This window comes from Nitrospirota bacterium, from assembly GCA_030645475.1.
Lineage (GTDB): Bacteria > Nitrospirota > Nitrospiria > Nitrospirales > Nitrospiraceae > Palsa-1315.
The window spans coordinates 1-3974 of the sequence record JAUSMA010000023.1 but is presented as its reverse complement, the minus strand read 5'-3'; the positions used below and the strand labels follow the sequence as shown (position 1 = coordinate 3974).

3 protein-coding genes are annotated in these 3974 nt (G+C 60.0%); all 3 read left to right on the top strand.

All coding sequences use genetic code 11. From position 1 onward, the window contains the following. Positions 1-697 (top strand): hypothetical protein (locus tag Q7U76_06600; GenBank protein ID MDO8356042.1); only part of this gene is annotated, 697 nt, incomplete at its 5' end. A 123-nt stretch (positions 698-820) separates the two neighbouring features. Continuing rightward, positions 821-3424 (top strand): PEP/pyruvate-binding domain-containing protein, encoded by a 2604-nt coding sequence (locus Q7U76_06595; protein MDO8356041.1) that lies wholly within the window; start codon positions 821-823, stop codon positions 3422-3424. Between the two features lie 71 nt (positions 3425-3495). Continuing rightward, a complete protein-coding gene (locus Q7U76_06590; protein MDO8356040.1) occupies positions 3496-3930 on the top strand; it encodes a CDP-archaeol synthase in 435 nt (144 codons plus the stop codon). The last annotated feature ends 44 nt before the right edge of the window (positions 3931-3974 follow it).

Here is a 3974-nt window from a genome sequence, read left to right as displayed (position 1 = left end):
CATGTTCATTCATCCAGACCAGAAAGCGCCGGTCGCCCGTCTTCTCCAATTTCTTCGAGATGGGGAATATCTCGCCAGCGACTGTGCCAAGGCGCAGTCAAAGCTCGCAACGAACCCGCTCATGCGCAGGTTCCTCCTGAGCCAGGCCCGGCAAGAGTCCTATCATGCATTCGTCTTTCAAGGGAACATTGCCTGGCTGGCTCCACGCCACTTGGGTGCCTGCCCCTTGCTGCCGCCGATGGAGCGGTATCGCACCTTGATTGAGGATGCCATCCGTCGAGGAGACTTCGCCGAAACCCTGATGGCGGAACAAATCATTCTGGAAGGGCTGGGTCAGGCGATCCTCGAACGCATCGAGGAGGGACTGGCCAAACGGAACGCTCCTTTCGAACGCATGCGGCGCATGCTGATACAACAAGAAGAAGCGCATCACGGCTTTGGATGCCGCACGTTGGAACGGATGTTCGCGGCCGGTGTTACCTCGCCGGAAGCCCTCCGGGACCGTGGGCAGGAATATCTCGCACTGACGCACGACATGGTCGCCACGCTGGGCGATCTGTTTACGTCCATCGAGGAAGACGCGACGGCCTGGGCTTCCGATGTCGGGCGATATGTGCCGGAGTGGCTGAATCCAGCTATACAACGGAAAGAAGGCGCTTTCCAGACTGATTCAGTCTCTTCCGTCGCGGCGGGGTAACCACGATATCGCTCTACACGGGTGAAATCGTGCGGGCGATGTCAGGGTTCCATCTGTACTTTTCACTGCTAAAAGAGGCTCGCCATCACACGGTCTGTCCTGTCCTCATCACTGATCGTCCCGCTGGAGTCATGCACCGATCCGGCGCTCGCCGGCGGTAAAGCAGCGGGACTCGCCCGACTGATCGCTCAGGGATTCCGGGTTCCTCCTGGTCTCTGTGTCACGACTCAGGCCTATCGTGACACATTGCAAGCGGGTGGGCTGAACCCGTTGGAGCGCTGGAATCGTATCGGGCGCACGCCGGTGGTACAACGTGAGCCGTTGCTGAAGGATTGCCGAAACACGATCGCGTCCCTGGTACTGTCTCAGGCCATGCTCGACACGATTGACGCACAACTTGCCAAGCTGGAGAAAGAGTTCGCGACGGAGAACCGATTGACCGGCGGCATGCTGTGGGCGGTGCGATCCTCCGCCTCCGATGAAGACGCGGCGAACGCGACCTGTGCGGGCATCTATCGTACAGTCTTAGGGGTTCCGCGTCACTCGATCGCAGCGGCGATCCTCGACTGTTGGGCTTCGCAGTGGACAGCCTTTGCCTTTACCTATCAGGAACGTCTGCCGACACCCCGTCCCAGTCCCGCCATGGCAGTCATCCTTCAGCCGCTGCTCACTCCTCGCACAGCCGGTGTCGCCTACTCCAGGCACCCCGTCTCCGGCCGGACCGACCAGATCATGATCAATGCCGTGTTCGGGCTGGCCGAACCGCTGGTGAGCGGCCTGGTAACGCCGGATCAATATGTCGTGGAGATCGGGAAAGAACCGGCTTCCCTGACACTGATCCAGCAAGACATTGCCGAGAAGACGAAGGTCAGGCTCGCCATGCCGTGGGGTCTTACGGATCAGCCTTTGCCCGAAAAAGATCAGAGAAGATCCGTACTGGAGGAGCGTGAAGTCCTCGCCCTGGCCAGGCTGGTGAAAAAGGTGGAACGCGCGATCGGGACACCTGTGGATGTCGAGTGGGTGGACGATGCGCAAGGGCTGTGGCTCTTGCAGGCCAGGCCGATTCCTGAACGAGACGCGTGGCAAGACTCCGCGCCGATCGTCTGGTCTCGGGCAAACTTCAAGGAAACCCTGCCGGAATTGCCGAGCCCCCTCGGCCTCTCGCTCTTGGAAGGGTTTATGGAGACCCACATCGTGCGCTGCTATCGCGAGTTGGGATGCCGTATCCCGCCTGGAGTTTCGTCGGTCCGAGTGATCAAGGGCCGTCCGTTCATCAACGTGACCCTGTTCCAGTCTGTCATGGCGCAATTGGGAGGCGACCCGACCCTGCTTGCCGAACAGATGGGTGGTGGAGCGTCTCCACCCCCGCGCACGGTGATACAGCTTCCTTGGTGGAGGGTCGCTATCCTCATGGAATGGAAGATCCGGCGTGCAGCCAGGCGCGCGCCCAAGTGGTTCCAGGAAATGCGACGGCTAGGGGTACGATGCAAGGACGAACCAATACGAGAGCTCACGGAGGTCGAGCTATCGGCCTGGGAAGAAGAGTTGAGTCGGCACCTTCGCACGAATGGAGACTTGACCTTCGCGATCTTCAGCGGAGTGTCTCAGGGGTTCTATGTGATGAAACTGCTCCTCGAACGGCGGCTGGGAGCCGCATGGCAGTCGCTCCTGAGCCAAACGTTGCAGGGAGTTGGGACGATCATCAGCGCCAAACAAATTCTCCTGTTAACGGAGCTGGCCGAGGCGGTCGGACGCGAGCCGGCGGTTCGGGACTTTCTGGTGGCAGAGCCTTGGATACCTGAGCCGTTCCGCGCCACATTGGCCGGCACGCATTTTCTTCGGTCTTTCGACGCCTATCTATCGGAATACGGACACCGAGCGGTCGGCGAGTCCGACGTCATGTCGCCGCGCTTTGCGGAGATCCCTGAGTACGTCCTCGGAGTCATCAGGGGACATCTGCTGACCCAGCCGGCCAGGCCCGCCGACGAGATTCGCCGTGAGCAAGAGTCCGCCAGACAGGAGGCGCTGCGGCGGCTCCGCAGTGGGTTCGGCTGGCGCTGGCATGAATGGGCGGTATGGAGCTGGTGGCACCGGCGACTCTGTCGTTATCTGGAGTTACGGGAGGCCAACCGGCATGCCCTGATGCAGTTTATCGCCGCTGCCCGGCTCATCGCGATGAGCGTCGGAGGCACATTGGCGGCACGTGGCCTCTTACAATCAAGAGACGATATTTTCTTTTTGAGGCTCGGTGAGATCAAGGCTGCCACATCCGGTTCAGCGGACGACTGGAAGGGCCTGGTGAACAGGCGCCGCAAGGAATGGGAGCGGCATGCCGCGCAAGACGTTCCGGATACAGTCATCGGAGACGATGAACGACTGGTTGACGAAATCGGCAGTGCTGATGGTTTGCTTCAAGGTCTCCCCATCAGCGCCGGCTATGCCGAAGGGCCTGTTTGTCTGGTGCGGGCCCCTGACGATCTAAAAAAAGTAAAGCGGGGAGATATCTTGGTGGCATCGGTGATTGATCCCGGCATCGCGCCGCTCATGGGGCTTGCAGCCGGGCTCATCGTGGAGATGGGCGGCACATTGTCCCACGGAGCGATCATCGTCCGCGAGTATGGCCTCCCCGCCATTGCCAATGTCCTTGGAGCCACGCACCTCCTGAAAGACGGCGAACGCGTCGCCATGGATGCCACTACGGGAAAGGTTACGCGCCTCAAGCAATAAGTGAGACGCACGGAGTTCATCGGAGGTTTTCCCTGGAACTGATATACCTCAAGCTGCTGGTCTTGATCATCGTGGCGAATCTGGCGCCCATCATCGGACAACGGCTCTTACGAAACCGTTTTGCCTCCCCCTTGGACTGCGGGTCGCGTTTTCTAGACGGACGCCCCCTGCTGGGGCCCTCAAAAACCTGGCGAGGCTTCCTCTTTTCGATCCCGATCACGATCGCCTGCGCATGGATCGAAGGTCTTGATCTGGAAACGGGTCTGGTATTTTCTCTCGCGGCCTTGCTGGGTGATAGTCTGACGAGCTTCATTAAGCGGCGTCTTGGACTGGCCTCGGGAGGCCATGCTCCGGGTCTCGACCAGGTCCTGGAAAGCCTGCTCCCGCTCCTCCTGGTGCAGCAGAGGTTGGATCTTACCCTCTCCGGTATCCTCAGCGTCGTCTTGGCCTTCATCATCCTCGACCTCATCTTTTGGCGCTATTACGCACACCCGCATTCTTCATAACCCCTTCTGTCACAACGATACAACACTCTGCAACTGCCGCCCAG